At 37.9% G+C, this 26,177-nt stretch carries 19 protein-coding genes, 1 tRNA gene and 1 pseudogene; 11 read left to right on the top strand and 10 right to left on the bottom strand.

Translation table 11 applies throughout. The features are described 5' to 3' along the window. Positions 1-109: 109 nt before the first annotated feature. Both FFR48_RS02065 and FFR48_RS02060 read left to right on the top strand, forming a co-directional pair. Positions 110-562: an EVE domain-containing protein gene (locus FFR48_RS02065; protein ID WP_137666199.1), complete on the top strand. Its 453-nt coding sequence runs from the start codon at positions 110-112 to the stop codon at positions 560-562. Between the two features lie 111 nt (positions 563-673). Continuing rightward, positions 674-907, top strand: a complete 234-nt coding sequence (locus FFR48_RS02060) for a DUF3134 domain-containing protein (protein ID WP_096566699.1) — start codon at positions 674-676, stop codon at positions 905-907. A gap of 124 nt (positions 908-1,031) precedes the next feature. Here FFR48_RS02060 and FFR48_RS02055 read toward each other — a convergent pair whose 3' ends face one another. After that, positions 1,032-2,444, bottom strand: coding sequence for a 1-acyl-sn-glycerol-3-phosphate acyltransferase (locus FFR48_RS02055; RefSeq protein ID WP_201277557.1), 1,413 nt, complete (start codon positions 2,442-2,444; stop codon positions 1,032-1,034). 318 nt (positions 2,445-2,762) lie between these two features. Here FFR48_RS02055 and FFR48_RS02050 point away from each other — a divergent pair, with 318 nt between their 5' ends. After that, positions 2,763-3,395 (top strand): class I SAM-dependent methyltransferase, encoded by a 633-nt coding sequence (locus FFR48_RS02050; RefSeq protein WP_137666197.1) that lies wholly within the window; start codon positions 2,763-2,765, stop codon positions 3,393-3,395. A 1-nt stretch (position 3,396) separates the two neighbouring features. Here FFR48_RS02050 and FFR48_RS02045 read toward each other — a convergent pair. Next, a tRNA-Ala gene (locus tag FFR48_RS02045) sits at positions 3,397-3,469 on the bottom strand. Positions 3,470-3,575: 106 nt separating this feature from the next. Here FFR48_RS02045 and trhO point away from each other — a divergent pair. After that, positions 3,576-4,481, top strand: a complete 906-nt coding sequence (gene trhO, locus FFR48_RS02040) for an oxygen-dependent tRNA uridine(34) hydroxylase TrhO (protein WP_137666196.1) — start codon at positions 3,576-3,578, stop codon at positions 4,479-4,481. Between the two features lie 257 nt (positions 4,482-4,738). On the opposite strand, the gene FFR48_RS02035 is transcribed toward trhO, so the two are convergent. Further along, a complete protein-coding gene (locus FFR48_RS02035; RefSeq protein ID WP_137666195.1) occupies positions 4,739-5,425 on the bottom strand; it encodes a Crp/Fnr family transcriptional regulator in 687 nt (228 codons plus the stop codon). 294 nt (positions 5,426-5,719) lie between these two features. On the opposite strand from FFR48_RS02035, the gene FFR48_RS02030 reads away from it, so the two are divergent. Next, the gene (locus FFR48_RS02030; protein ID WP_137666194.1) at positions 5,720-9,781 is read left to right on the top strand and encodes a zinc-ribbon domain-containing protein; all 4,062 of its coding nucleotides are present in this window, start codon (positions 5,720-5,722) and stop codon (positions 9,779-9,781) included. Positions 9,782-9,938: 157 nt separating this feature from the next. Further along, positions 9,939-11,573 carry a hydroxylamine reductase gene (gene hcp, locus FFR48_RS02025; protein ID WP_137666193.1) on the top strand — a complete coding sequence of 545 codons (1,635 nt, stop codon included), beginning with the start codon at positions 9,939-9,941 and terminating at the stop codon, positions 11,571-11,573. A 61-nt stretch (positions 11,574-11,634) separates the two neighbouring features. On the opposite strand, the gene FFR48_RS02020 is transcribed toward hcp, so the two are convergent. The 4 genes from FFR48_RS02020 to FFR48_RS02005 form a co-directional block, all read right to left on the bottom strand. Next, positions 11,635-11,901 (bottom strand): NIL domain-containing protein, encoded by a 267-nt coding sequence (locus tag FFR48_RS02020; RefSeq protein ID WP_137666192.1) that lies wholly within the window; start codon positions 11,899-11,901, stop codon positions 11,635-11,637. A 191-nt stretch (positions 11,902-12,092) separates the two neighbouring features. After that, positions 12,093-12,920: a sulfate ABC transporter permease subunit CysW gene (cysW, locus tag FFR48_RS02015; RefSeq protein WP_137666191.1), complete on the bottom strand. Its 828-nt coding sequence runs from the start codon at positions 12,918-12,920 to the stop codon at positions 12,093-12,095. Next, complete coding sequence (gene cysT, locus FFR48_RS02010; protein WP_137666190.1) at positions 12,907-13,776, bottom strand: sulfate ABC transporter permease subunit CysT; 870 nt, start codon at positions 13,774-13,776, stop codon at positions 12,907-12,909. The genes cysW and cysT overlap by 14 nt, the downstream gene beginning before the upstream one ends. A gap of 69 nt (positions 13,777-13,845) precedes the next feature. Next, positions 13,846-14,958, bottom strand: coding sequence for a sulfate ABC transporter substrate-binding protein (locus FFR48_RS02005; protein WP_137666189.1), 1,113 nt, complete (start codon positions 14,956-14,958; stop codon positions 13,846-13,848). A 382-nt stretch (positions 14,959-15,340) separates the two neighbouring features. Here FFR48_RS02005 and FFR48_RS02000 point away from each other — a divergent pair, with 382 nt between their 5' ends. The 5 genes and pseudogenes from FFR48_RS02000 (at position 15,341) to FFR48_RS01980 (ending at position 21,471) form a co-directional block, all read left to right on the top strand. Next, the gene (locus FFR48_RS02000; RefSeq protein WP_137666188.1) at positions 15,341-16,420 is read left to right on the top strand and encodes a sulfate ABC transporter substrate-binding protein; all 1,080 of its coding nucleotides are present in this window, start codon (positions 15,341-15,343) and stop codon (positions 16,418-16,420) included. A gap of 166 nt (positions 16,421-16,586) precedes the next feature. Further along, entirely contained in the window at positions 16,587-17,750 is a 1,164-nt protein-coding gene (locus FFR48_RS01995) for a GuaB3 family IMP dehydrogenase-related protein (protein ID WP_137666187.1), read from the top strand. 444 nt (positions 17,751-18,194) lie between these two features. Next, positions 18,195-18,533, top strand: a pseudogene (gene trxA / locus FFR48_RS01990) (thioredoxin); the annotation flags it as partial. A gap of 265 nt (positions 18,534-18,798) precedes the next feature. After that, on the top strand, positions 18,799-19,869 hold the full coding sequence (locus FFR48_RS01985; protein ID WP_096566729.1) for an LOG family protein: 1,071 nt from the start codon (positions 18,799-18,801) through the stop codon (positions 19,867-19,869). A 279-nt stretch (positions 19,870-20,148) separates the two neighbouring features. Next, positions 20,149-21,471, top strand: a complete 1,323-nt coding sequence (locus FFR48_RS01980; RefSeq protein ID WP_137666186.1) for a D-alanyl-D-alanine carboxypeptidase — start codon at positions 20,149-20,151, stop codon at positions 21,469-21,471. A 93-nt stretch (positions 21,472-21,564) separates the two neighbouring features. Here the strand turns inward: FFR48_RS01980 and lptC are convergent, their stop codons facing one another. The 3 genes from lptC to metG form a co-directional block, all read right to left on the bottom strand. Then, positions 21,565-22,806, bottom strand: a complete 1,242-nt coding sequence (lptC, locus tag FFR48_RS01975; RefSeq protein ID WP_137666185.1) for an LPS export ABC transporter periplasmic protein LptC — start codon at positions 22,804-22,806, stop codon at positions 21,565-21,567. Next, positions 22,806-23,435 carry a LabA-like NYN domain-containing protein gene (locus tag FFR48_RS01970; protein WP_096572612.1) on the bottom strand — a complete coding sequence of 210 codons (630 nt, stop codon included), beginning with the start codon at positions 23,433-23,435 and terminating at the stop codon, positions 22,806-22,808. The genes lptC and FFR48_RS01970 overlap by 1 nt, the downstream gene beginning before the upstream one ends. 151 nt (positions 23,436-23,586) lie before the next feature. Next, on the bottom strand, positions 23,587-25,188 hold the full coding sequence (metG, locus tag FFR48_RS01965; RefSeq protein WP_137666184.1) for a methionine--tRNA ligase: 1,602 nt from the start codon (positions 25,186-25,188) through the stop codon (positions 23,587-23,589). Positions 25,189-26,177: the final 989 nt, after the last annotated feature.

The following is a 26,177-nucleotide window of genomic DNA, read 5'->3' as shown; positions in this document are numbered from 1 at the left end:
GGGACTGGGTAATCACTTTTATGTTTTTTAATCAGCTATTCCCAATTCCCAATTCCCAATTCCCAATTCCCTATTCCCAATTCCCAATTCCCAATTCCCTATTTAATATATGAATTACTGGTTAATGAAATCTGAACCTTCTGTCTATAGTATTCTTGATTTACAAACTCAAAAACAAACTATTTGGGATGGTGTGCGAAATTATCAAGCACGGAATTTTTTAAAGCAAATGCAAATAGGAGATTTGGCTTTTTTCTATCATTCTAATGCTGAACCTCCAGGAATTTTCGGTTTGATGAAAATAGTAGAAACTGGTATTGCTGATCCAACTCAATTTGATACTAATAGTAAATATTATGATCCTAAGTCTACTCCTGAATCTCCCCGGTGGTTAACTGTAAAGGTAGAGTTTGCCGAGGTATTTTCTCAACCGATTTTTTTATCTACACTTAAAGAAAAATTTACGGGAGATGAATTATTAGTAGTTAAAAAAGGTAATCGTTTATCAGTAATTTCTGTAGGAGAATCTGTAGCAAAAAATATTTTAGCCATGAATAATTAATTATGCAAAAAATAGTTTATAATTAAAGCACAACTAAATTGTTGTTAAGAAATTAGACCTTATACGGACAAAATTTTTAGGCAATATATAGGCATATAGGCAATATATTTTATGCTCAACGGACCACTACATGAACAACCCCGCAACCAAAGAGCTACAGTAATTCGTACCAGTAATGAATTTATACTGCTGGAATGGTTAAAATCAACTGGTCGTCTAATAGCGCGTGAGCATATAGAATCTGACCTGACCAGTGACGTTGAAGAAGAAATTTCCGAGATTATCGACCTCGACGATCTGGCTTATGATAATGATGATGATACAGGTTTAGATTTGGAAGACTAGGTTTGTTATAAAATCACGCAAAGATACCAATAAACTTATTTGAGTCTTTTTTGAGTCTTTGCGTCTACCCTGTGGATATCCTGACAGAAATTGCGTAAGCTTTTAATCTTTTTTTAATCTTTTTTTAATCTTTAATCAACTGCTGCAAAGCTGCAAATAAATCCTTTGTTAAATCACTCACACCTTTTCTAGCAGCTTGTTTATTTCCCTGACATTTTTCCCATCTTTCTGTTACGGAAATTGGTTCACCGACAGTAATCATCGCTTGTTTTAAACCTAAACGTGGTCTTCCAGGTAAAGTCGAATCTTTAATTCTAGACAACATATCAAACATTAATAAAGTCGTTTCTGCAAACCTATCAGCTGTCGGTTTTTCTTGAATATAATTAGCTGTCACCGCTACAAAACTTTCGGCTATTCGGATATGTTGCATTCGCAAATCTGCTTCTTCTGCTACCCAGTCAGCTAGACCACGTTTAAAAGGTGGTAAACTATTGATATCCTCGATATCATCACGATAAATATAATTCCAACCGGCTTCTTCTAACCGCCGACATCTATCAATAAAATTACCTTGTGCCGTCACATTAAAATATTCTTCAGCCACCTGTAAAGCTGTATCCATTAAATTTCCTAACCTATTAATTAAAACCTGATTAGGGTTAGCTGTTTCTTCACAAATAATTACTGGTAAATCTCGATGATAAAAACGCCGATAAAAGTCTTCCATTTCCGTAATTAAATATTCTGCTAAACGAAAAAGTCGCTGATATAAAATTTCTTCCCCATTCTTGCCAGTTTGATTAATTTCATCAACTGGTAAACCACTATCAGCTTCTAATTTTGATATTAGCCATTCTATTTTTTCCCAAGGTGGGTTAACATAACTATATTTAATACCAATAGGAATAATAAAAACCGTTTCTGGGCGGTTAGCTTTTTGCAAATCTTCCACACACCAAAAACTTATTTGTGCTACACCAGGTTCTAAAGGACTGACAATACTACTATGACCATTTGTACCACCTTCAGGAGCGATCGCAATAGGCATTTCTGCATTGACAAATAAATTTCTTACCATTTGAATTGCATTTCTATCTACTTTTCTTCCCCTACGAACTGGTACACCACCGCAGCGAGAAAATAACCATCCTAACCAATTTCCCGCCCATAAAGTCATGCCTCTTTCATACATAAAATGACTATGAACAGGATATTTTAAATCAATGCCTTTTTCCCGCGCTACCTTGGGAACAATGCGAGAAAGCAAATATAGCATTGTTAAAGGATCTTCAACTTCTGGATGACGAAAAGCAATTAAAAATCTAATTTTACCCTCTTGAAATTCATGATATAATTTAGCTAACACTTCGGCGTTTTCAGCTTCTATGTTCACAATACCAGCAGGTAGCCAAGGTCTAGTTCTCACCCGTAAAATAAAAGGGAGAAAAAAAGACATCACCTTGAGTACCAACGGTTGAAAATTTGGGGGAATAAATTTTAATGGTGGTTGGGTGGAATGAATAGACTTAGGCAACTTTTTCTCCTGTAGTGTGGTAAAACGTAAAACAATATGAATGAGTATTGCAAATAGTAATTTGTCCAGGTTATGAAATAAGCAAACCGCAAAGTACGCAAAGTACACAAAGGGAAGAGAATGGATAAGGGGTTTTTTATCCATGCTATGATTTTAGCAAAGTTGGATGCTCACAAATTATGTAAATAGAAAGCGAAGATCGCAATTATAATAATTTTATGTGAATATTATACAAATATGTAAAACTACAAAAAATAAAACTTCTGAAATTATCTGCGTTTATCTGCGTTCATCTGCGTTCCCTAAAAACTCAAAAACATGCACACAACCCCAGAACAAAAACAATTTGCACCCGCAACCCAACGCAACCGCGAACCCATTTTAGAGGTACTTCAACAAGTCTTACCCACAACAGGAACAATTTTAGAAATAGCCAGTGGTACAGGAGAACACGCGGTATTTTTTGCACATCATCTAGCACCGCGAAAATGGCTACCTTCTGACCCAAACCCCCTCTTAAGAGACAGTATCACAGCTTGGATGGCAGAATGTAAAAGTGATTATATTTACCCACCTTTAGATATAGATGTACAGTTACCGGTTTGGCCAGTAGAGAAAGAAAAAATCACCGACTCGCCAATAGTTACTATAGTCAATATTAATATGATTCATATTTCCCCTTGGTCAGCTTGTTCAGGACTGATGTCCGGGGCTGGACGAATTTTACCGCCAGATGGTATCCTTTATTTATACGGACCTTATAAACAAAACGGTCAACATACCGCACCCAGTAACGCTGCTTTTGATGAGTCTTTGCGATCGCAAAACCCAGCTTGGGGAGTGCGTAATTTAGAAGATGTGGTAGAAGCAGCAAAAGCTGAAGATTTGACATTGCAGAAAATTTACCAAATGCCAGCAAATAATTTATCCGTTGTCTTCCAAAAAACCTAGATGGAGGTTAGCGGACTCGAACCGCTGACATCCTGCTTGCAAAGCAGGCGCTCTACCAACTGAGCTAAACCCCCGTTTTTCAAGTCAAAATTCAAAATTAAACAAGTTCCTCTTTTTCAGAAACGAGTTAACTTTAAACTTAAAGTAAATAATATCCTATTATTCTTTTTTTGTAAACAGATGAACCCAGAAAATAACCAAGAAAATATTATAGTTGTAGCTGCGCTGTATAAATTTGTCAGTTTACCCGATGATCAAGAACTGCAAGCACCGCTGTTATCTTTTTGTCAGCAACAAGGCATCAAAGGCACAATTTTACTAGCCAAAGAAGGCATTAACGGGACCATAGCTGGTTCTCGTTCTGGGATTGATGCGGTTTTGGGATTTCTCCGTAGTGATGCGCGGTTAGCAGACTTAGAACACAAAGAATCATACACCGACACACCGCCATTTGAAAAGATGAAAGTGCGGTTAAAACGCGAAATTGTTACATTAGGAATACCGGAAGTTGACCCAAATGAAAAGGTAGGAAACTACGTCACTCCAAAGGAATGGAATGATTTGATTTCTGATCCAGAAGTAACAGTAGTTGATACCCGTAATGATTATGAAGTTAGTATAGGAACTTTCAAAAGGGCAAAAAATCCCCAAACGCAGATTTTCCGAGATTTTCCTGAATATGTAAGTAAAAACTTAGACCCGAACAAACATAAAAAAGTTGCCTTATTCTGTACTGGTGGTATTCGCTGCGAAAAAGCCACATCTTATATGCTGGCTCAAGGTTTTGAGGAAGTTTATCATCTCAAAGGGGGTATTCTGAAATACTTAGAAGAAGTCCCCAAAGAAGAAAGTTTATGGGAAGGGGAATGTTTTGTATTTGATGAACGGGTTGCGGTGCGTCACGGATTGGAAGAGGGCAGTTATGAGTTATGCTTCTGTTGTGGACATCCCATTGCTGAGGCTGATAAAACTTCACCTAAGTATGAAGAAGGTATTTCTTGTCCTCACTGTTTTGATAGTTTGACGGAGGAAAAAAGAGCAAGACAGCAGGAGAAGTGGAAGCAATATAAGTTACAGAATTTTTAAAGCTCACGCAGAGTCGCAGAGATAAAACCTCTTTCCTTTGCGTACTTTGCGGTTCGTTATTCATAAATTTTTTAAATCTCAAAAATCCAAAAATTTTTCAACTCTCTTTTTTTCGCAATAACAAGCCTCTATTCTCAATATTATTGATAATATTATCAGTAATTTTACGAAGATCGGTTATTTCAGCCATTGATATTGACATACTCTTTTTTTCTGGTATCATATATGTATGATCCAAGGGAGTCATATATTAAGCTTTAGGTACTCTTGGATGTGAGTATTTCATCAGATAACATAATTTTTGTTCCGTTCACTGTAATTTTACCCTCTTGAGTGAGTTTATAAAAAGCGCGAGAAAGGGTTTCAGGAACAGTACCTAATAAAGCAGCTAGTTGGGTTTTGGGTAAGTCTAATTCGACAACATTGATATTACCGTTTTTCTGACTTAATTTTAATAGATAATTGGTTAATCTTTCTGGAACTTCTTGGAAAGAAAGAGCATTAACCAAGTGGGTTAAATGCCTGAGATGTCGTGCAAAAGTTCCCAGCATGGCTATTGCTAAAGTGGGATGTTGTTGTAAAACCATGAAAAATGAAGTTCTGGGAATAAAGACAACTTCAGAAAATTCTATTGCTGCTGCGGATGCGGGGAAGTTTCCCCCATCAAAAGCGGGAACTTCTGCAAAGTATTCTGATATTTCAAAGATGTGTAATATTTGTTCTTTACCGTGGTTTGCTACTTTGAATACTTTGATTTTACCAGATTTAACAATAAAAAATCCCGTTGCTGCGTCTCCTTCCCAAAATAGGGTTTCGTTTTTTTTGTATGTTTGGAGAATAGCAATATTAGCAACTGCTTGGAGTTGTTCATCAATGATGTTTTCAAAGATGGGGGTTTGGTGGAGGAAGTTTTTGACTTCTAGGACTTTTTCAGTGAGAGTCATGAGTTGCTTCTTCTCTTCGTTAAGTAATGAGTGTGTCTGCTAACAAGAATCCGTACAACGATGCACAATTTCTTGAGCGCGACACAAGGCTTTCTTTATTATGAGGCGTTGCGCTCTAAATCAGTTCGCTCGCTCCACCTTGCTACGTATACCAAACACTATTATAAGTAAATTTTATTAAAACCCATAAACTCGTTTCTGCGAAAAAAATTTGATATATTATATACATGGTTAAAATAAATAGACAGTAGAAATTACTAACCTAATTAAAATACATACTCTCAACAACCAACTATGGTAGATACACAAAATATTCAGGAATCTGCTAAGGGACTTGGGAAAAAGCAAAAACAGTTTATAAAAGCTTTATTTGTTTCCCCTCTTCCTATTAGTCAGTTAAAGACCTCTGACAATTTGGTGTCCAGTTTAATTGAGCGTGGTTTAGTCAAAGAAGAAAATGGGCATTTTTGTCTTTCTGAGCTAGGAAAAAACGTATACCAGTATTTTAAAGGAGAATTTACTGAAATCACAGCGAATCAGTTTGAAAAAACAACAGATATTAACAAGCAATCCAAACTCGAAATTAAGAGGCAAAAAAGGCTTGATAAAAGTAATGAATATCTTGAACTTTATAAGATAGGTTTCTCCTATCAACAAATAGGAGATCACTATAAAGTAACTAGAGAGAGAGTTAGGCAAGTCCTTAATTCTAACCCTGCATTTAAGGAATATTTGGAGGAGCGTGAGCAGGAGAATGCTGCTACTGAAAAGGCAAAGCAAGAGCAAGCAAAAGCTGAATTATATGCGAGAAGTTTAGCTGCTCTCTATCCAAAGCAAGTTGCTGAGTTATGGGACTATGAAAAGAATGGTGACTTGAAGCCTGAAGATATACCTGCTGGTAGTCAAACTCAGAACGTATGGTTTAAATGTCCTATTGATGGACATTCATGGAAGAAGAAACCTAATGATATCACAACAAGTTGGGCAAGAAACGGAACAAGTGGTTGTCCCATTTGTGCAGGAAAGATAAAAAAAGCAGAAAAACAACCGAAACTGATAGAGATTTATCCAGAATTTGTTGAACAGTATTGGAATTACGAAAAAAATCAAGCATTAGGTATTGAACCTGATAAGACAACTCTGGGCAGCAATAAGAAAGCTTGGTTTAAATGCCCTATTGATGACAATGAATGGCAAGCAACGATTAGTGGCACAGTTAATCAGCAATGGTCAAAAGGTAATGCAGGATGTCGAGTTTGCAATGGGACTGATGAGCGAAAAATGGGAGAGTGGAAACGTCGAGAGCCAATAGCAGTAGAGTTTCCAGAAGAAGTTTCTAAGTATTGGCACTCTGAGAAAAATGATGAACTAAAATTAGATCCGATGAAATTAACAATTGGTTCTAATAAGCAAGCTTGGTTTAAATGTCCTATTGACGGGTATGAGTGGCAAGCAAAAATTACTTTATTAGGTAGGGCTTCTTGGAAAAAAGGTAATAGTGGATGTCCTGCTTGCCGGGGCTTAATAGCTACTGAAAATACATCATTGATTGCTCTTTATCCTAATTACATAGTACAGTATTGGGATTTTGATAAAAATGATATTTTAGGTTTAAATCCTCATCAATTAACAAGAGGTTCAAGCAGAGAAGCTTGGTTTAAATGTCCACATGACGGTTACGAGTGGCAAGCCAGAATAGGAGCTATTACTAAAAGTTCTTGGGAAAAAGGTAACAACGGTTGCTCTCGATGCGGTTCTGGTTGGACTATAGAAGCAATTCGCCAGTTTGTTGCTAGTTTGGAAGAACATATACCTAATCTAACTCCCGCAGAACGATACAAAATATTTGAACAAGCAGGAGTTTTAGGTACTCAAAATTCAGAAGGATTGAAGATTATCAAAAATTTGATAAAGGGTAAGCTTTCTGGGACTAAACTTAAAAACTTTTTACAAGATAAAGAAGTAACCAAGTCTGACTCTGAAATAGAATCTAATGAAGTTATAAATGCTAATAAAGAATTAAAAGTAATAGATAACGCTATTGAACCAACTTCGTTAGAGATAGATACCACATCTGAGTTTAGTAATTATAATCCAGCACAAAATGATAACTATGAAAATTTGAAAGAGCTACCAAAATATAAAATACAGAAAAGCTTAGAATTTCTGAATAGTAAAGTGGTAGCTTCGGCAGATCAAGAAGCAATAGAATTTTTTGTTGCTTCAAGACGTAACCGAATTTGGGCAGAAGTCTTTGAGGATGAATCAGCAGTTGAAGTAGTAGAAGAATTTACAGATGAAGGATACGGTCGTCAGGTTAGAGATCAATTTCTGGACGAATATTATCAAGCAAAAAATATGCCTATTCCAGCAGGATGGGGATTTCGGATAAATGGCAAGTTAACGCCTCCAAACTTAATGCAAAAATTAGCTGCGGTACGGTTACGTAACCAAAAGCGGATGCTCAATCTTTCCTTAACTGGCACAGGAAAGACTATTGGCGGTATCCTCAGTAGCCGTATTATTGATGCTAATTTGACAATCATCATTTGTCCGCGAGATACGGTTTCAAACTGGCATAGTGAAATTTTGCAAGTCTTTCCTAATAGTAAGGTTACTGAAAGAAGGTTTAATCCATATTGGGATGATGTTAATAATGGACATCACTACATCATCCTTAATCATGAACTTTTTCAACTGCATTCTACACCTACTCACATTAGTCAACTACTAGAACGCTATAAAATAGACTTAATTATTATTGATGAAATTCATCGGTGTAAGCAACGAAGTGATGATCCTTCTAAACGGCGGCAAATGGTGATGGCTCTAATTACTAATGCAGCCGAAAAAAATCCAGAAGTTCATGTGCTTGGTATGAGTGCCACACCTGTCATCAATAATCTAAAAGAAGGTAAAAGTTTAGTTGAATTAGTTACAGGTGAGAACCATATTGATTTAGGAGAAAAGGCAACACTTAATAACTGTATGAAATTGTATCAGGCGTTTGTTACGCTGGGAATTCGCTCTAGAGTTAAACCTAAAATCCAGATAAACCGCATTAAAATTCGTATTGATTGTACACATCTTGTTAATGAAATTCGAGAAAATGGTACATCTATTTTGAAAATGGAGCAAATTCTTACTCGTGCCAGAATTCCGATAATTATTCAACAACTACAGCCCAAAACCATTATCTATACCCATTATGTAGAAGGCATTGTAGAGCAGCTACATGAAGCAATTAAATCTGAAGGTTGGACTGTTGATTTCCATATAGGTGGAAATAAAAATGGTTTCAACGAATTTATTAATGGTTCTACAGATATTCTGATTGCTAGTAGTGCAATGGCTGTAGGAGTTGATGGTTTTCAGAAAGTATGCGATCGCCTAATTCTTAATATTCCTCCCTGGACAAGTGCGGAGTTAGAACAGTTAGAAGGTCGGTTAAATCGCCAAGGTCAGAGTCATTCAAGCCTATCAATTATCATGCCCATAACTTATGGTTTTGATGATGGAGAATATTGGAGTTGGGATGAGGGAAGATTTGCAAGGCTTCAAAATAAACAAACGATTGCTGATGCTGCTGTTGATGGCGTTATGCCAGAAGGGCAATTACGCACTGAAACGCAAGCATTCCGAGATTTGCGAAGATGGTTAGATCGTCTGAAAACTGGAGAACAGAAATCAATTATTAGACCTAAAATTTTTGTTCCGCTTCCAGATGTTGATCCTATAGATGTTCAAAGACGATACACTCAATATGGTGATTTTAGCAGGATGAATGCCCGTTGGAACAGCAGTTATAGCCATACTAATTATCAACGTCTTCAAGAAAATCCAGAAGAATGGATGCAATATCATACCCTCTATCAAGAAGCACGAAAAACTTGGCACGTTATTCCTTATGAAGAAGCAATCAAGTGGCTTCAAAAGCGTTCAGGATTGATTATTGGTGACTTTGGTTGTGGTGAAGCTTTGATTGCCAAAAATCTTGCAGGTAAACACACAATTCATAGCTTCGATTTCATTGCTATTAATGAATCTGTGATTGAGTGTGATATGGCTCATGTCCCATTGGAAGATGGTTGTCTAGATGTTGTGATGTTTAATCTTTCATTAATGGGTATCAATATTAATCAATATATTGTTCAAGCTGCTCGTACATTGAAGCTGGATGGTCAACTTTGGATTTATGAAGCAACTTCTAGATTTAAGAATTCTCAAGCATTTGTTCAAGGACTGGAGTCAGCAGGTTTCAAAATTATTGATAACATTGAAATCTTTAAATTCCGCCATATTCTAGCTATTAAGTCCGACGAGGTTGATCTAACTGCGTTTCAAATCAGCCTCTAGCACGAGCTATAGTTTGAACTTATCGCTAAATAAAAACTACGGTTGTCTAAAGAGTAAATTAATCTTTACCAAACTTTACCCAAAAACTTGACTTAAATCAAGGATATCCTCAATCGCAATCACTACACTGTAAGCATCAAGAGTTGAGGAACGAATTATGTTCTGTAACCAATGTGAACAAACCACCCGTGGAGATGTCTGTCATCAGTGGGGTGCGTGTGGTAAAAGTCCCGAAGTAGATGCTTTACAAGATTTATTAGTACATTGTTTACGCGGACTTTCCCAAATAGCATTACAAGCAAAATCTTTAGGTATTAATACTCGTGACACCGATGAGTTTACCTGTGAGATGCTATTTTCCACATTAACCAATGTGAATTTTACAACTTCTGATTTTATCGCTTTTGTGAATCGGGCGATCGCACTGCGTGACAGTCTGAAGTTAAAAATTCAAGCATTAGGTAATAAAGTTGTTGTTTCCAATATTAACACCTTTCAACCTGCCAGTAGTTTAACAGATCAAATTCAACAAGGTAAAGATTTAGAATTTGAATTTATCAGTCAATCTGCAAATAACGTTGATATTTTCTCTCTCAAACTTACAGTATTATATGGTTTAAAAGGTTTAGCTGCTTATGCTTTTCATGCCTTAGAATTAAATCAGCATGATGAAGGTTTATATACATTCTGCCATGAAGTTTTAGCTGATTTAGATAACCAAGATAAAACTTTACAAGATTGGTTAAACTTAGCTTTAAAAATTGGGGAAATTAACCTGACAGCAATGCAGCTTTTAGACGCAGGAAATACAGAAACCTTTGGACATCCCACACCCACACCTGTAAAATTAGGACATATAAAAGGAAAAGCAATTCTCGTTTCTGGACATGATTTATTAGCATTAAAAGCTATTTTAGAAGCAACCGCAGGAACAGAAATTAAAGTTTACACTCATGGGGAATTATTACCAGCGCATGGTTATCCAAAATTAAAACAACAATACCCCCATCTTTATGGACATTATGGTACAGCATGGCAAAATCAAACCCATGAATTTGAAAAATTTCCTGGTGCGATCGCCATGACTACAAACTGTCTTGTACCACCCCATGAAACTTACAAAAACAAAGTATTTACATTAGGTCCAGTGGGTTATCCTGGTTTACAACATTTGAGTATTTCTGATGTTTCACCCATCATTAATAAAGCATTAGAACTACCAGGTTTTACAGATGAAGAAAACAAAGGAATAGTAACCACAGGTTTTGCCAGAAATGCGGTTTTAGGAGTTGCAGATACAGTAATTGATGCTGTAAAATCAGGAGACATCAAACACTTCTTCCTAGTAGGTGGTTGTGATGGTGCAAAACCAGGCAGAAACTACTATAGTGAATTAGTAGAACAAGTTCCTAATGATTGTATAGTCTTAACATTAGGTTGTGGAAAATTCCGCTTCTTTGATAAACAATTAGGTGATATTGGCGGTATTCCCAGATTATTAGATGTGGGACAATGTAATGATGCTTATTCAGTAATTCAAATTGCCGTAGCTTTAGCAAATGCCTTTGAAGTAGGAGTGAATGAACTACCATTATCAATGATAATATCATGGTATGAACAAAAGGCGATCGCTGTTTTATTAACTCTACTTTATTTAGGCATTAAAAACATTCGCATCGGGCCAACCCTTCCCGCATTCCTATCAGCAAACCTTGTCAAATTGCTATCAGAAACCTATCATTTACAACTCATCACCACACCAGAAAAAGACCTAGCAGAGTGTCTTAGTTAAACCTAGAAATAAAATAAAAATAAGCCCCCCTAAAAAAGGGGGGTTAGGGTGATATTTGATATTACCAATTACCTATTCTATCCTCATCCCAAACTTCTAACTTTAACTCTTGCAGATAACTTAAACCATTAGAAATTTGCGTTTCAGTTCCCTGTAAATCTAAATCAAACCAACCATCACTAATAGCATCCTGACCTAAAAAAGCAGCTTTGATATTGATAGTTAAACCATAATCAGAAACCAGACGAGAAATAACAGGTTCTTGATGATAATCCTTGGTAATTCTCACCCTAATTCTCTGACTTATCAAAATATTTTCATCACTCATAAAAACACCTGCCCAGCAATTTACAATCTTGATCCTATTTTCTTAATTCCAATTCTTTGAAAATTTGAAAACTCACACAAAATCCCTCTAAAACCTCTTTCCTTTGTGTCAGCGCCAAGTAAGAATTACTCCACATCCTTAATACGGATTATATTTTACCCAATCACCAATCACCAATCACCAATCACCAATTACTCCACATCCTTAATACGAGTTTTCCTCTCCAAAACTTCCTTCACCACCAAAGTTACCACCGCCAAAAATGCCAACAAAACCGCTGCCGAAAAAGCTGCTTCCGTCTCATATTGCTTATAGGCATCTTCCACAAACAAAGGCAAACTTTGGGTTTTACCAGCAATATTACCAGACACCACAGAAACCGCCCCAAATTCACCCATAGCTCTGGCATTTGTTAAAATTAAACCATAGAGTAAACCCCAACGAATACTAGGTAAAGTCACACGCCAAAAAGTTTGCCACTCATTTGCACCCAAAGTTTTCGCTGCTTCTTCCGGGTCTTTCCCAAACTCTTCCAAAACCGGAATCACTTCCCTAGCAACAAAAGGCATACTCACAAAAGAAGTAGCTAAAACCATTCCTGGAAAAGCAAAAATGATTTGAATATCATGACTTTGCAGCCAAGGACCAAACCAACCTTGTCTACCATAGAGTAAAACAATCATCAAACCTGCAACAACTGGAGAGATAGAAAAAGGTAGATCAATAATACTTAAAACAATAGCACGACCAGGGAATTTATGGCGAGCGATCGCCCAAGCTGCACACAAACCAAAAACAGTATTGATAGGTATAGAAATCACAGCTAATAATAGAGTTAACCAAGCAGCATGGAGAAAGTCCACTCTACTCAAATTCTCAAAAAATGGTCCAATTCCGTTTTTAAAAGCTTGGTAAAACACATTAATAGTTGGGATATACTGCACCAGAAATAAATAAGCAACAGCTATCCCAATTAAAACCCCTGGAACCCAACTTTGCTTTGGTTTACCTGTTGTCATATCTTCTTGCCCAAGCTTGTAATAAATTAATTGCTAAGAGTAAAACTAGAGAAATTGCCAATAAAACAACCCCTATCACCGTTGCACCTGAATAATCATATTGTTCTAAACGTTGGAAAATTAACACTGGTGCAATTAAATCTTGAAACGGTGTGTTAGAAGCAATAATTACCGTCGAACCATACTCACCCACTGCACGAGAAAAACCCAAAGCAATACCAGTTAAAATTGTGGGAAACAAAGGCGGTAAAATCACCTTGGTAAAAGTTTTCCACTGAGAAGCGCCCAAACTCCAAGCTACTTCTTCAAGTTCCTTTTCCATCTCTTGCAATACAGGTTGTACAGTCCTCACCACAAACGGCAAAGATATATAAATCATCGCTACACCTACACCCAAACGAGTAAAGGAAACTTTTATACCTAAAGGTGCAAGTAAAGAACCGATCCAACCATTATCACTATACACAGTTGCTAAAGTTAAACCTGCTACCGATGTCGGCAAAGCAAAGGGTAAATCTACGGTAGCATCAAAAATTCGCTTTAAAGGGAAATCGTACCTTACCAATACCCAAGCAATTAATGTACCAAATATACCATTAACAGCAGCAGCCAAAAATGAAGTTACAAAAGTTACATTATAAGTTGCCAATGCTAATTCACTGGTAGCAATTTCCCAAAACTTTGCAGGTGGTTCTGTACTAGCTTTGAAAAACATAGCCGCAATAGGCAGAAACAACATGAAAGCTAGGTATAAAATTGTAATTCGCCAAGTCCAAGGTAGACGAATTACTTTATCTAAAAACTCTTTGCCAATAAAGGGTTTTCTCTCCCTCTTACCGCTTGTAAATACTGCCATAAATGATGCAAAATTCCCAATTCAAAATTCCCAAAACATGAGATTAAACTGATAACTGAAACTAACTAATTACTGCTTATTTTTAGCTTGTTGAATTTGATCAAAAATAGCCCCATCAGCAAAGAATTTTTGCTGCACAGCATCCCAACCACCTAATTCTTGAACTGTACTCAAACTTTTCACTGGAGGATATTTTTCAGAAAATTCTTTGCTTTTAGCTACCGTCTCATCAACAGGTCGAAAACCAACTTTAGCAAATTCCTGTTGTGCTTCTGGGGTAAATAAATATTTGACAAATGCTTCTGCTACTTCACGAGTACCATTTTGATCAACATTTTTATCTACCACTGCCACAGGATTATCAATGGAAATATTCACATCAGGGATAGTGTAGTTGACCTTCAAACCTTTTTGCTGCGCCAAAATGATTTCATTTTCATAATTAATTAAAGCATCTCCTTGACCTTGTTTAAAAAAGGCATCTGTAGCTTCACGGGCATCTTTAGTCAAAACAGGCACATTGTTGTAAACAGTAGTCACAAATTCAACAGCTTTTGCTTCATCTCCACTTTTAATGGCTGAATTCCACAAAGCTAAGAAATTCCACCGTGCTACCCCCGATGTTTTCGGATCAGCAGTAATCAGTTTAACATCATTTTTTGCTAAATCTGCCCAAGTTTTAATACCTTTGGGGTTGCCTTCACGAGTCACCAATGCAGCTACAGATGATGAAACAATACCATTATTGGGAACTTCTGTTTCCCATCCTGGTTGAATTAAACCTGCTTTCTCAATTTTTTGGGTATCCAATGCCAACGCTAAGTGAGTAATATCTGCTGGTAAACCATCAACAACAGCGCGAGTCTGAGAACCAGAACCGCCATAGCTTTCCTTGAATGTAACCGTTTGGTTATGCTCTTGTTGCCATTTTGCGACAAATTTAGGAATAATGGCTTTATACGCATCTCTGGTGACAGCAAAAGATACCAAAGTTAATTCTACATTTTTTGGTTTTGTCGTAGCCGAATTACCTGGAGTAGAACCACCCTCATTTGTCCCAGAGCAAGCTGCAACTGCCAAACCCAAGAATATTCCCACTACAAATAGGGATAAAAAACTTTTAAGTGAATTTACCCTTAATTTACTTTGTAATTGTTTTAGTGCGCGTTGCCACCAACTCATTTCTTTTCCTCAAAATCTACAGTTACCCGATAGGATTACGGGATTTAATAAACATAATACAAGATAATTGCAGATATGGGTTATGAACGCAAGAGTAAAACAGCACTTTTTCGATAGAAAATATGGGGATTATAGCAGATTCCGGTGTCATCTCTCTTTGATCACATTTAAATATTTGCATATAAGAGAATTATTTATAACTTTACTTTATACAAAGTTTACAAATTTATTATATAAATAAATACACTTGTTTACCGATAGATTTTTTGTATTTTACGTCTTGATTTTCGCAATTGCATCTGATAAGCTCTGTTTTTATAAGCAATTACATTATTCCTATCGAATTACCGTAGTTTATTTAAGGACGAAGGAAAAATCTCCAATGACATACAATTTTGAGAAAGCAGCAAAATTTTTGCCCGTAAAAACTGCATCAACCGTAGTTTTAGCAATTACTTTTAGTACAAATACGTTATTGCCCGTATTTGCCGGGACTACAACTCAAAAGACCCTAATTAGTCAACAGAGCAAAAAAGTAGAAATTACCTTGGTGACTTACGCAGTAACAAAAGCTGCTTACAGCAAAATCATTCCGCAGTTTGTAGCCAAATGGAAACGGGAAAAAGGTCAGGATGTGGTCATTAGAGAAAGCTATGGTGGTTCTGGTTCTCAAACTCGCGCAGTCATTGATGGTTTACCAGCCGATGTAGTAGCATTAGCCCTGGCCTTGGATACCAAAAAAATCGAACAAGCAGGTTTAATTAACCGTGGTTGGGAAAAAGAAGCGCCCAACAACTCAATAATTACCCGTTCAGTGGTAGCATTAGAAACGCGTCCAGGTAATCCTAAAGGCATCAAAACCTGGAATGATTTAATCAAACCGGGAGTAAAAATAGTCACGGCTAACCCCAAGACATCTGGTGGTGCAAGGTGGAATTTTTTGGCCTTGTGGGGTGCAATAACACAAAATGGAGGCAACGAAAACCAGGCCTTCAACTTTGTGCAACAGGTATTTAGAAATGTAGTAGTATTACCTAAAGATGCCAGAGAATCAAGTGACGCTTTTTTCAAAAAAAATCAAGGTGATGTACTAATCAACTATGAGAACGAAGTAATTTTAGCAGCACAACAAGGCAAAACAGATACATCCTATGTAGTACCTTCCACGAATATTTCCATAGAAGGACCCGTAGCAGTAGTTGATAAAAACGTAGATAAACGCGGAACTCGTGAAGTATCAGAAGCATTCGTCAAATTCTTATACACACCAGAAGCCCAAAGAGAATTTGCCAAAGTTGGTTTTAGACCAGTTAACCCAACTGTAACCAAAGAAGTACAAAATAAATTTCCCAGAATCAGCAAACTTTATACAGTCAGTAGTTTAGGTGGTTGGGATGCTGTGCAGAAGAAATTTTTTGATGATGGTGCTATTTTTGATAAAATTCAATCTACAAAGAGATAGGGAACAGGGAACAGGGAATAGAAGGCAAAAGGCAAAAGTTATATTCTTTCCTAAACTCCTTACTCCTGAACTTCTGAACTCCTGAACTCCTAAATTTAAAAAAATCTCTGCCAAAATCCCCACAATTTGATACCCTAGCTTAAACAGATTTGAGAAAAATGAAAGAGTGGAAATTCAACTTGGGCGGGGAAAAATGGCTCGCCGAGCCTACGGCATTGACGAAATAGCTTTAGTCCCCGGTAACAGAACATTAGATCCGAGTCTAGCGGATACAAAGTGGAAAATTGGTAATATTGAACGAGAAATACCCATTATTGCTAGTGCAATGGATGGTGTAGTAGATGTTGGTATGGCGGTGCGTCTATCCCAGTTAGGAGCTTTAGGAGTTCTTAACCTAGAGGGTATTCAAACGCGATATGATGACCCAAATCCGATATTAGATCGCATTGCTTCAGTGGGCAAAGATGAATTTGTGGGACTGATGCAAGAACTTTATGCCGAACCGATCAAGCCCGAACTCATTGAAAAACGTATTCAGGAAATTAAACAACAAGGCGGTATTGCGGCAGTTAGTGCAACACCGGTAGGAGCAAGCAAATATGGTGAAGTAGTAGCTAAAGCTGGGGCTGATTTATTTTTTATCCAAGCTACAGTAGTTTCTACAGATCACCTTTCTCCAGAGTCTATGAAACCTTTAGACTTAGCAGAGTTTTGCCAGTCTATGCCTATTCCCGTAGTTTTGGGTAACTGCGTTACATATCAAGTCACCTTGCATTTAATGAAAGCAGGTGCATCCGCAGTGTTAGTAGGGATTGGACCCGGTGCAGCTTGTACATCCCGTGGGGTTTTAGGTGTGGGTATACCCCAAGCCACAGCAGTTGCCGACTGTGCCGCTGCCAGAGATGACTTTTATCAAGAAACGGGCAAATACGTACCTGTCATTGCCGATGGTGGTTTAATCACCGGTGGCGACATTTGTAAATGTATTGCTTGCGGTGCTGATGGCGTAATGATTGGTTCACCCTTTGCCAGAGCCGCAGAAGCCCCAGGACGGGGTTATCATTGGGGAATGGCAACTCCTAGCCCAGTGCTGCCCCGTGGTACTCGTATTCGTGTGGGTACAACTGGAACTCTAGAACAAATACTCAGAGGTCCAGCAGCATTAGATGATGGTACTCACAACCTGCTTGGCGCATTAAAAACCAGCATGGGTACATTAGGAGCAAAAGACCTAAAAGAAATGCAGCAAGTAGAAGTAGTTATTGCTCCCTCTCTGTTGACAGAAGGCAAAGTTTACCAAAAAGCCCAACAGTTGGGTATGGGTAAATAAATAGGTGACTGGTGATTGGTGATTGGTGATTGGGGACTGGGGACTGGGGACTGGGGACTGGTGACTGGTGACTGGTGACTGGTGATTGGTGATTGGTGACTGGTGACTGGTGACTGGTGACTGGTGACTGGGAAGAATAATATGTTACTTCCTATTCCCTGTTCCCTGTTCCCTGTTCCCTGTTCCCTGTTCCCTCAAACAAAAATTTTTTCCCAGCAAACCTAAACAATCACTGGAAAAATCCCAACTGTAGCCTACAATAGAAATAGCGGAGACAAATGTTTCCGTTCACTCCTCACACCACACTCCGCCCGGACTAATGTTCGGGCGGTTCCTTATAATTATCCATAAATTCCATAGCTTCTTTGCAAATGTACATCCTTCACTCCCAAGCTGATGTTTTTGCTATGGTAGAATTTTCACTAAACTCATAAATATAATAGGCAAAGGTTGTTAGGAATGTCAGCAGCAGCACAAGTTACAGATTCTAGTTTTAAGCAGGAAGTACTAGATAGCGAAGTACCCGTTTTAGTTGACTTTTGGGCTCCCTGGTGCGGTCCTTGTCGCATGGTGGCTCCTGTGGTTGAGGAAATCGCCAGTCAGTATGAAGGTCAACTCAAGGTAGTGAAAGTTAACACTGATGAAAACCCTCAAGTTGCCAGTCAGTATGGTATCCGCAGCATTCCCACATTAATGATTTTTAAAGATGGACAAAAAGTGGATATGGTAGTTGGTGCTGTGCCTAAATCTACCTTGGCTACCACTTTGGAAAAACATCTTTAAACCTCAACTGCTTACAAATTTAATTGATTTGTCGTGTTTTAGGTAAGTATTTGTTAATTGGTTTCTGAGGCGCAAAGTTTGCGTCTCTAGAAAACTTTCTGCACAACAAGACAGACAATTTGCAATTGATGATTTTTGGGAAACCCGGAAAAATCTTGACCCTATGACCACCTAAATTATACAAACCCCTTTTGGGTAAATGTTTCCGCTTGCGGCAGCGTAGGTAGTTCACATAAAATATAATGCCATTGTTGTGGCAGTTCTCATGACCTCTCAAGAGTCCTTTGAAATACTAGAGTCCCTCCAAGCTGATATTGCTGAATTAATAGATCGTCTACCGACCTTAAAACATCGGCAATTTATCCAGCAGGCACTTGCTACCATAGTTCGTTTAGCTGATAGTGAAATTGATCGTCTTGATTGGAAGATACTGTCTGCGGCTTTAGCAGATATGGAAAGAGGCTTTCAACTCTTTTATGATTATCGACACACTCGCAAAGTTACTATCTTTGGTTCTGCTCGTTTAGCACCAGAAACCCCTGATTACCAAATGGCAGTTCAATTTGCTCGCGCTGTATCTCAACTAGGATTTATGGTGATGACAGGTGGTGGTGGTGGTATCATGCAAGCTGGCCAAGAAGGTGCAGGAAGAAACAATTCTTTTGGTTTAAATATTCAGTTACCTTTTGAGCAACAGGCTAACCCTTTTATTGAAGGTGATCCTAAACTCATTCACTTTAAATATTTCTTTACCCGCAAACTCTTTTTGCTCAAAGAAAGTGATGCTGTAGCTTTGTTTCCCGGTGGTTTTGGCACTCAAGATGAAGCTTTTGAATGTATGACATTAAGCCAAACAGGTAAATTCGGTCCTGTTCCTGTGGTTCTCATCGATCCTCCTGGTGGTGATTATTGGCACTCTTGGAGTAAATATATTGATGAGCAATTGGTGGCAAAAGGTCTTGTGAGTCCAGAAGATCCTAGTCTGTACACAGTTACAGATAATCTAGAGGTGGCTTGCAATGCCATTACCCGTTTTTACCAAGTTTATCACTCTAGCCGCTACGTAGGTGATCTATTGGTGATTCGTCTCAGACACGAGTTATCAAATGAATTGGTGGAACAATTAAATAATGAATTTAAAGACATTCTGGTTCAAGGCAAAATTGAAAAAAGTCAGGTATTACCTCAAGAAGGTCAAGATGAAACCTCTGATTTACCCCGCCTTGTTTTATACTTCAATCAAAGAGATTTGGGGCGTTTGTATCAGATGATTGCAGCGATTAATAAGTTAGGTATTCCTACCCCAGAGGAAACAGCCCATCCAGAAAGAAAGTAATTTGGTGATTGGTGATTGGTGATTGGGGACACTTCGACAAGCTCAGTGCATCGCTGGGGACTGGTGATTGGGGACTGGTGATTGGATAAAAATAACTAATAACTAATAACTAATAACTAATGACTAATGACTAATGACTAATGACTAATGACTAATGACTAATGATTGAGTTTTCCTGGTGGCAAGTTTTCCAGATAGTAAGAAGTGGAATTAAAAGGCATAATATGCCAACACTGCAAACAATTATTAGATATCTGAAAAAAGATAGAGGAATTAAATATGCTGGAATTATTAGGTTCAGGTTTGGTTTCACTTTGGCTCGATATGGCTGGAGTCAAAATCCAACCTGTAAATGCTTTACAAGCATTGGCTTGGCAAAGTAGTCCTGGCTTTGTTATTGCACCTGATCCCAACCCAGCCGGAGCTATGACAGTACAGGAATATCTCAAGGAGTTGATGACTTCTAAGCTGGTAACGGAAAATCTGATCCAGCAACAGGGAGTTTGGTTGCAGTCGGGTCCGATGTTAATGGCTAATCACCAAGGTACAATTCCTCTACCCGCAGCATCTTTAACTAAGGTGGCCACTTCATTAGCAACTTTTACAATTTTGGGACCAAACCATCAATTTGAAACTTTGATTAGTGCTACAGGTCCTATAGTTAATGGGGTAGTACAGGGTGATTTGGTGATTACTGCTGGTGGTGATCCGATGTTTGTCGGAGAGGAAGCGATCGCTGTTGGTAATGCTCTCAATAAAATCGGTATTAAGCAAGTCAAGGGAAATTTGGTAATTACTGGCAATTTTGCCATGAATTTCTATACTAATCCTACCGCAGCAGGTCAATTACTCAAACAAGCTTTAAACCACAAAAGTTGGAATCGTTCTGTAATTTACCAATATTCCCGAATGCCCAAGGGAACACCTAAACCCCAAGTAGTAATTAATGGTACGGTGCAGGTGACAGCACAACCTAACCCTAAACAAACTTTACTGGTACGTCATCTTTCTTTACCCCTACATCAACTCATTAAAGAGATGAATGTTTACAGTAACAACGACATAGCTGAGATGTTAGCTCAATCAGTGGGAGGGGCAAATGTAGTTAAATCTACTGCTGCTCAACTAGCTATGGTTCCACAGTCGGAAATTCAATTAATTAATGGTTCTGGTTTAGGAAGAGAAAATAAAATTTCCCCTAGAGCCGTCTGTGCTATGTTTATGGCACTACAACGCCAAGCATCCGCCCATAATTTGACCTTAGCTGATTTGTTCCCTACCTCTGGCTTTGATAATCGTGGCACAATGCAGTTTAGAAGTATGCCCTCGGCAACTGTGATGAAAACTGGAACTCTCAGCGATGTCAGTGCTTTAGCAGGAGTTTTACCCACACGCGATCGCGGTTTAGTCTGGTTTGCTATTATCAATCGCGGTTACAATGTCCCCAGTTTTCGCTCTGAACAAGATCAGCTTTTACAACATCTGGTGAAACAATTACAAGTATATACTGGTGTTCCTACAGCCCTGACTCCCCATTCACCTAAAAATTCTTTACCAAAATTAGGTGTACCCAGTCGTAATGAAATTGTTTATAGAGGTTAGTCATTGGTAATTGGTAATTGGTAATTGGTAATTGGTAATTGGGAAAAATAAAATTGATTACCCAGTCACCAGTCACCAGTCACCAGTCACCAGTCACCAGTCCCCAGTTTGGGGAATAATTTCTGTGATGACTCTATTACCCGAACCACCACCTTTAACAACAATATTTTCTGTTTCCAGATTACCGACTGCTGTTGTACCTTGAAAGTTTAATGGTGGTTCAACTTGACGATAAACTACATTTCCCTGTGCTTCTAATAATTTTTTCTCTAAATACCAAGTGAGTTGATTTGATTTTAAAGATTGACTCTTTTTGCCCACGGCATTTACATTGCCTGTTAAATAAACTGTTTTTTCTGGTATTTTCATTTCTGCTTTATTGCCAGTTACAGTGACATTTTCAGCTTGATGAACCACACGCACAGGGGCATTTGTTCTCACTATTTCTTGGTTAATATTCCAAGTCATTGAGTTACTAATTATCTGCATCGGTGGATTTAGTAACTGTAATTGGCCTTGGGGTTTAAGAGTAGCAACTTTAGTTTTTAGGTTGACTTCAGCACCATTTCCTCTACCACGATCAGTTATTTTATTATCTTGATAACGGTCAATTTCGATAGGGCGATCGCCAATTAATTTTTCTTCTTTAAGAAGCCAAACTAACTGCTCAGTTCGCATTTGTAATTGCGGATCACCTGATATAGCAACGACTTTTCCCGAAAATTCTATTCGCTGTTCACGGGTTTTTACTCTTGCTTCCTGTGCTGTGGCTTTTAATTGTTTATGATTACCATTAAATTGATTACGAACAATCAATAAATCTTCTTCAGGTCGCCATTCTAATTCATTACCTTGTAATACTACTCCATTCCGTGGATCTATAGCCAGAATTTTACCTTTGAGTAACAGTTGTTTACCATCTTGCTTAATATCGGCTGTTTCGGCTTTAATTGTATAAACTATTTGGCCATCTTGATAAAGTTCGCCTTGGGGATTTTGGGCTTCACCAATTTCTGTTTCTTTGGTATACTTGGCTTGTTGAGCTTGGACTTTCCAAATAGGTCTACCTTCTTCATCAAACTGTTCTAAAGCCACACCGAAAAAAGTTAACTTACTATCTGTATTTTGGTTAGCTGAACTTTCCTGTTCTGGTTTTACAGAAGATGGATTTCCGCAAGAATATAAGCCAAGTAACAATAATAAAATTAAAGACAGATAAGAGAAATTTCTCAGCATTTGTAAAATATAAGAATAGAAGCGGGGGGAGTGAGATTTACTTCCCCTCTGAAGTTGTGAACATTCTCTCCGCTGATTCCCGCCTTGTGGATTTTGCATTATTCTGGAATTTCTAAATGTCCTTGACTATCTCTAGGATCGTCCAAGAATCCCATACTAGATAATGGTCGATAGGGATAACCTGGACGGGGTGTTTTTTGAATATCTTCCTTGATAGCTTCTAAATCAATATAGCGATCGCTCACATTAATTAAGCTATCACTGGTCATCGATCTTAAACTCACCACTTCAACCCTGACACCCCGATAACTGACAGAATTTACAGCATAAGCCAAATCGCCGTCACCACTCACCAAAACTGCGGTATCATAGGAATCGACTAACGCCATCATATCCACAGCTATTTCCACATCTAGGTTAGCTTTTTTTGAGCCATCCGGTAACTGCACCAAATCCTTAGCAATGACTCGATAACCATTGCGACGCATCCACAACAAAAATCCCTGCTGTTTCTCATTTGTGCGGTCTACACCAGTATAGAAAAAAGCCCGCAATAGTCGAGAACCTCCAGTTAATCGACACAAAAGCTTAGTATAATCAATTTCGATTCCTAACTGTAAAGCCGCATAAAATAAATTCGAGCCATCAATAAATATCGCCACCCGACCCCGATTTTCTAAAACCTGTTCCGGCGAAAAAATCGAGTCATTTTCCAAATTATTCAACATCATTGTCATACCTCGGTTGTTATCCATGTTATTGCCGATAGAAATCATTAACTTTTACGCTCTTGCTAGATTGGCTTATGATAAATTCCGGGGCCAACAAACAAAGTAGGCCCCCGATTAGGTTTTTACACTCAATCAAAAATGGAAAGTGTTAATTGTTTTTTGGTAGTTCTATCCGTTTAAAAATTGGTTGAGGTGTACCCAACTGTTGTTTATCTGATAGTACGCCCCATGTTGCATGGGTAGTAAAAGGTGCAACCATTGAACTTTCTTTTTGATTGTTAAAATTGATTCCCCAGCCTAGTTGCTGATAAATATCGCTGCTAATGTTGGGAATAATTGGGGAAAGGAGATAAGCTGCTAGTCTTACTGATTCAAGAACCGTATACAGCACCGCTTCCACTTCTTCCTGTTTTCCCTGTTTATATAATGTCCAAGGTGCTTGTTCATCTATAAACTTATTGCCGGCTTGAACTAATGACAACACAACGTAGCAAGCTTCATTGAAAGCTAAAGCTGTATAAGATTGTTTCACCTGTTCCCCCAGCCCTAAACCAATCGCTTTTAAAGCATTCTCAGCGGGAATAACTTCTGGAGCGATTGATGGAACTTTACCAGCGCAGTATTTCTTCACCATGTTCAAAGTGCGATTCAACAAATTACCTAAATCATTGGCCAAATCTGCATTGAGAACATTAATGAACCTAATTTCATTAAAATCTCCATCCTTGCCAAATTCGATTTCCTTAAGGAAGTAATAACGAACGGCATCACTACCATAACTTTCAACTAAGGCTACAGGATCAAGGGTATTACCCAGAGTTTTCCCCATCTTTTGACCATCTTTAGTCAAAAATCCATGGCCAAATACTCTTTCCGGTAATGGTAAACCGGCTGACATCAGCATTGCTGGCCAGTAAACTGCATGAAACCGCAATATATCTTTACCAATCAGATGGAGATTGATCGGCCACCATTTTTCTAAAGCATTCGCTAAAGTTGGTTCTGCATCTGGTTCTAATAATGCGGTTACATAACCCAGCAGAGCATCAAACCACACATAAAGGGTATGTTGAGGATCTACAGGTACAGGAAAACCCCAATCCAGATTTACCCGCGAAATGGAAAAATCCTGTAAACCTTGACTGACAAAACTGAGGACTTCATTACGGCGACTGGCAGGTTGAATAAAATCTGGCCTAGACTGGTAAAATTCCTCTAGCGGGGTTTGATACTTGGATAACCGGAAAAAGTAATTTTGCTCGTCTCGCCACTCTACTTCTTTGGTAGTATGAATAGGGCAGCGTTTGCCGTCTAACAGTTCTCGTTCTTCTTTAAATTCTTCACAGGATACGCAGTACCAGCCTTTTTGTTGTCCTTGGTAAATGTCGCCATTTTCCCAAACTCTTTGGAAAAATTCTTTTACAATCGCGTGATGGTTTAAAGCGGTAGTGCGACTAAAGCGATCATATTGAATATTTAGAACCTGCCACAAGTTGATGAAACTCGGTACTATTTGATCACAAAATTCCTGTGGTGGTTTTTCTAAACTTGCTGCTGACCTCTGAATTTTTTGCCCATGTTCATCTGTACCGGTAATCAGCAGTACCTGATTTCCTAACAAGCGTTGAAATCTGGCTACTACATCCGCTGCCATTGTGGTGTACGCACTACCAATATGGGGAACATCGTTTACATAGTAGAGAGGTGTAGTCAGGGCAAAGGTTTTTGAAGTTTTATTTTCTAGATTCATAGGAATTAAAAAACAAATTATTAAACAGTTTTGTTGCTTAGTTGCTCCTGTAAAGCCAGGTAATTATATAATATTGCCACTATTTTTTTCAAACAATATCTTAATCTTAGCAAATTTATTACCTTAATCATTGTTTTGCCATATCTAGAAATTCTACTCATTGATCCTCAAATCACTGGAAATAGTTGTTGTTAATCATGTTGTAAACTGTTTATTCCTCAGTTGTGATCATCCATTCAACAAACCAAAATTCAAAAAAGCAAGCTAAATCTGTAATTTATACATTGCTCAGTGATAGTGCCTCTTATTGTTAACCATAGATGTGACAGTTGAAAGTAAAGAAATGTAAAAATCACATCAAGAAAAAATACGATATTTTTCACAAAAGATACAGTAACTAATGGGATAATTAATTGGTGCTGGGAACTGACTGGTTAAGGCAATTTTAGTTTTTAGTGTGGAGATTTGAGGCTGTAGTCAGAGAAATAAAATCTCAATACAATCTAAAATCTAAAATTTAAAATCTAAAATTGAATCACCAATTAACAATTACCTAGCTTGAGCGAGTTTGTGAAGGATCGGTTAAGCGATTTCACTTATTTATATATAATTCATTCAAACTTCACTAAAATCTGTAATCATAGTTTCAGACTTGGCCGATTTTTATCTCGAAAAGCTGATTTTAGTCATTAGTTAGTAGTCATTAGTTAGTAGTCATTAGTTATTAGTTATTAGTTATTAGTCATTAGTTATTAGTCATTAGTTATTAGTCATTAGTTATTAGTCATTAGTTATTAGTCATTTTTACCCAGTCACCAGTCACCAGTCACCAGTCACCAGTCACCAGTCACCAGTCACCAGTCACCAGTCCCCAGTCACCAGTCACCAGTCACCAGTCGACAGTCACCATACACCAGACCCAAGTCACCAGTCCCCAGTCACCAGTAACCAATTCCGAATTCCAATCACCGCGTATATTATCGCATCTC

Source organism: Sphaerospermopsis reniformis (genome assembly GCF_005402885.1).
GTDB classification, from domain to species: Bacteria; Cyanobacteriota; Cyanobacteriia; order Cyanobacteriales; family Nostocaceae; genus Sphaerospermopsis; species Sphaerospermopsis kisseleviana.
The sequence above is the reverse complement of the archived record's forward strand: the minus strand, read 5'-3'. Positions and strand labels throughout refer to the sequence as shown.

What these genes read in the sequence shown, in the direction of transcription:
- FFR48_RS02050 (WP_137666197.1), top strand. Translation starts at nt 2,763, where the DNA reads ATGCACACAACCCCAGAACAAAAACAATTTGCACCCGCAACCCAACGC.
- cysW (WP_137666191.1), bottom strand. Translation starts at nt 12,920, where the DNA reads ATGACAACAGGTAAACCAAAGCAAAGTTGGGTTCCAGGGGTTTTAATT.
- cysT (WP_137666190.1), bottom strand. Translation starts at nt 13,776, where the DNA reads ATGGCAGTATTTACAAGCGGTAAGAGGGAGAGAAAACCCTTTATTGGC.
- lptC (WP_137666185.1), bottom strand. Translation starts at nt 22,806, where the DNA reads ATGCAAAATCCACAAGGCGGGAATCAGCGGAGAGAATGTTCACAACTT.
- trhO (WP_137666196.1), top strand. Translation starts at nt 3,576, where the DNA reads ATGAACCCAGAAAATAACCAAGAAAATATTATAGTTGTAGCTGCGCTG.
- FFR48_RS02005 (WP_137666189.1), bottom strand. Translation starts at nt 14,958, where the DNA reads ATGAGTTGGTGGCAACGCGCACTAAAACAATTACAAAGTAAATTAAGG.
- hcp (WP_137666193.1), top strand. Translation starts at nt 9,939, where the DNA reads ATGTTCTGTAACCAATGTGAACAAACCACCCGTGGAGATGTCTGTCAT.
- FFR48_RS02065 (WP_137666199.1), top strand. Translation starts at nt 110, where the DNA reads ATGAATTACTGGTTAATGAAATCTGAACCTTCTGTCTATAGTATTCTT.
- FFR48_RS01970 (WP_096572612.1), bottom strand. Translation starts at nt 23,435, where the DNA reads ATGTTGAATAATTTGGAAAATGACTCGATTTTTTCGCCGGAACAGGTT.
- FFR48_RS01980 (WP_137666186.1), top strand. Translation starts at nt 20,149, where the DNA reads ATGCTGGAATTATTAGGTTCAGGTTTGGTTTCACTTTGGCTCGATATG.
- FFR48_RS01985 (WP_096566729.1), top strand. Translation starts at nt 18,799, where the DNA reads ATGACCTCTCAAGAGTCCTTTGAAATACTAGAGTCCCTCCAAGCTGAT.
- FFR48_RS02020 (WP_137666192.1), bottom strand. Translation starts at nt 11,901, where the DNA reads ATGAGTGATGAAAATATTTTGATAAGTCAGAGAATTAGGGTGAGAATT.
- FFR48_RS02000 (WP_137666188.1), top strand. Translation starts at nt 15,341, where the DNA reads ATGACATACAATTTTGAGAAAGCAGCAAAATTTTTGCCCGTAAAAACT.
- FFR48_RS02030 (WP_137666194.1), top strand. Translation starts at nt 5,720, where the DNA reads ATGGTAGATACACAAAATATTCAGGAATCTGCTAAGGGACTTGGGAAA.
- FFR48_RS02060 (WP_096566699.1), top strand. Translation starts at nt 674, where the DNA reads ATGCTCAACGGACCACTACATGAACAACCCCGCAACCAAAGAGCTACA.
- metG (WP_137666184.1), bottom strand. Translation starts at nt 25,188, where the DNA reads ATGAATCTAGAAAATAAAACTTCAAAAACCTTTGCCCTGACTACACCT.
- FFR48_RS02035 (WP_137666195.1), bottom strand. Translation starts at nt 5,425, where the DNA reads ATGACTCTCACTGAAAAAGTCCTAGAAGTCAAAAACTTCCTCCACCAA.